The 2,961-nt window shown below is 54.1% G+C and carries 2 protein-coding genes; both read right to left on the bottom strand.

The window, feature by feature from the left end; translation table 11 throughout:
• Window positions 1-53: 53 nt before the first annotated feature.
• On the bottom strand, window positions 54-794 hold the full coding sequence (locus tag ACUHMQ_RS20405; RefSeq protein ID WP_445297285.1) for a DUF6531 domain-containing protein: 741 nt from the start codon (window positions 792-794) through the stop codon (window positions 54-56).
• 1,375 nt (window positions 795-2,169) lie between these two features.
• A partial coding sequence (locus tag ACUHMQ_RS20400) for an IS110 family RNA-guided transposase (protein WP_445297284.1) occupies window positions 2,170-2,961 on the bottom strand: 792 nt, incomplete at its 5' end.

Raw genomic sequence — 2,961 nt, 5'->3', positions numbered from 1 at the left:
GGATTGGATCTGGTTCTACAATCACGAACGCCCTAACATGGCCTTGGGCGGTATTACCCCAATACAGCGGCTGGCCATGGTCGCATAGCGCTACTTCTGACTCCCCTTAAAAATGGGGGGATTACCGGGTCACGCCAGCCATCAGCCAGGCTGTTGTAGTGACGAACCACAGCCAGTCGATTGGCGCCTACGCCCTGATAATCGACTTCCCGTTGATATTTATTGCCGGTGGCGGGTTGAATGGGGTTACCGCATTCCGGTACGACAGGGGCACTGGAAGTACTCGAAGATGCTGTGGTACTGCGATTATCTTGAGCGTTTGAACACTTATTCCCGTAGTTGACGGGGTTGTAAGCGAGGAAGTCGACCTTGCACCCCTCGCCGTCATTGATCATGCCTTCCGGGCAGACGCAACCGTTGCCGAAGTCTTCTTTGGGGGCAACGCAGGAAGCGTTTTTAGGGCGGGTACAAACCGACACAACGTCGCCGCTATTGCCATTTTTGAAAACAGCGTCGTAAATCCAACCTTTGGCACAAGCACCATTTGCGACACGAGAGCCATACGATGCAGCGCTACACTCACCCTTATGGCAACCTGGCTGAAATGCTTGCCAGCCACCTCTGACATATTCCCAAGCACCCCAGCTGAAATTGGGATCGTTGATTACTTCATCACACTTGCCAGAAAAAGCCGCGGCTGGCGTAGGCCCTGAGCATTCACCACCCAAATAGGTATACCACCAGTTGGGTTTATAGAGATAGGTATTGCCGGGATCGGGGGGTCTATTTGCCAAGACTGAATGGCTAAAGAAGACTGCCAATAGATAAATGAGGGGAAGGAGTAGGCGCACGATGGATAGCTGAATGGAGCGAAAAGGATAAATAAGGCGGGGAATAAACGGGCCCACCGCAGATTCACTAGATATAGATGCCGGATACAGGCTCACGTTCGCGGCATGCCGAACGGCAGTACGGGATGCGTACTGGCTTGAAATGCAAGGGAAAAGAAACACTGGACGAGACCAAACCGGCGCGCAGGTTAGCGGGCAACGGCAGGTATGTCAATTGACTAAAGCTCCCGGTAAGCAACTGACTGGAAAGATATTTTTAGCGTTTGGTCTACAAAATCCAGCAAAGGCTTGCCCAGCCTAGCTTTGCGCTCCGCGTACTCAATTATCTGCGGCAAGCAGCAGCTGATGACGAATGGTCGTTTCACCGTGGTTGGCGAAGCGAACCAGATCACCGGGACGTGCACTTCGCCTCGGCTTGCCGATGTATCAAGGTTGTCACGAAAAGCAGAAATAGCCCAGTCAGCACCGCTAGCGCGCGCTCGTATCCCCGCCACGCCCGCGCACTTGATAGGGCGCTTTTTATGCAGGTGCATGATGGGCTGTCAGGCCCGTGAATACTGGTGGGTTTGGGGGAAAACTGGCTGCTGGAAATCATGCGTTTTCATGCAGTCTAGGCATGCAGATTTTAGCTGGATGCATCCGCGAACAGATCAAGGCACGAGGTGCTAGAGCAGTGATACCCACGAGGAGCAACTCGGTGACGGGAAATGAGGATCGTTACCGGTATTGGGTCGAGAACGCCTTTGCACCATCAACAGACCCTAGCACCAAGCGGTCAAGCAGCTTGGTAAACTGCGGCCGCTCACTCACAGCCACATTACCGCTGAGACACTCAGTCACTGCTCGATTGATGGAAAATATCATTTTCAGAAGGCGACTACACCAATTGATGGAACGCGAGGTCAAGTTGAGTGCAGACGACTCCGGAAAATGACGATGCCAGTTACGATTACGCAAGTGAAGGGAAATCTAGAACGAAGGGAGAGTGTCGACAGGCTGAACTGATCTGACACGTGGGCACCGTCAAAACGGGCGACTGTCATACATGGACGCCCCCGTTTGCCAAGCGATCTTTTCTGTTGCACCAAGAACAAGGTTGGGATTGCAGCCATACATCCGGACTTTTGGTGAAGCCTTCGCCTCTGTCCCTGATGGAATATGCTGACCGACTCCGCTATCAGATCACCGTGCTTTACGCACTTTGACAGTCTCGGGGTTTGCCGGTCACGGTCTTACCTGTCTTGCCATCACATCAAGATTGCCTGCGCAACCGCTGGAAGTCCTCACCAATCTGGATTGTCACTATCAACCAGTCTGGCTACTCTCCGGCGAACGCCAGGGTGCGGTCGGACTGGAACTCTCGCTCGTGTGCCAGTAAAGCCCAGACAATACGAGCATTCTTGTTGGCCAGTGCCACCGCCGCTACATTGACATGTCGCCGCGCTATCACCCCTTTTAACCACGTAGAGGTGCAATCCGTTTTATTCGTCGCAACGCGTAACACTGCTCGGGCACCGTGAATCATCAAGGTACGCAAGTAACTGTCACCACGCTTGCTGATACCCAGCAAGGTTGGTTTACCACCGCTGGAATGTTGTCGCGGCACTAAACCGAGCCAAGCCGCAAGCTGTCGGCCATTGCTGAAGTTTCGAGCGTCCCCCACCGTGGCGACCAGGGCGCTGGCAGTAAGCGGTCCGATGCCGGGGATCTTCGCCAGCCGAACACTGGCGGCAGCATTTCGGTGCCAGCACTGAATGTCCTGTTCTAGTACCTCAATCTGCTGATCCAGCGCTTTCAGGTGGTCAGAGAGTGTCTGCAGCAACTGTTTGAAGGTGATTGGCAATGCATTCTCACCGTCTGCCAGTATCTCCGGAATGCGTCGGCCAATAACGTGGATACCCTGCGGGATGATGATGCCAAACTCGGCGAGCAGGCCGCGGATTTCATTGGCCGTTGCAGTGCGTGTTTTGACAAAACCGGCGCGTGCCCGATGTACCGATAGAATGGCTTGCTGCTCAACGGTCTTGATCGGCACGAAACGCATAGCCGGCCGGGTCACGGCTTCGCAAATCGCCGCAGCATCAGCGGCATCGTGCTTGTTGGTCTTGAC

The sequence above is a fragment of the Chitinimonas violaceus genome, from assembly GCF_052601015.1.
The sequence above is the reverse complement of the archived record's forward strand: the minus strand, read 5'-3'. Positions and strand labels throughout refer to the sequence as shown.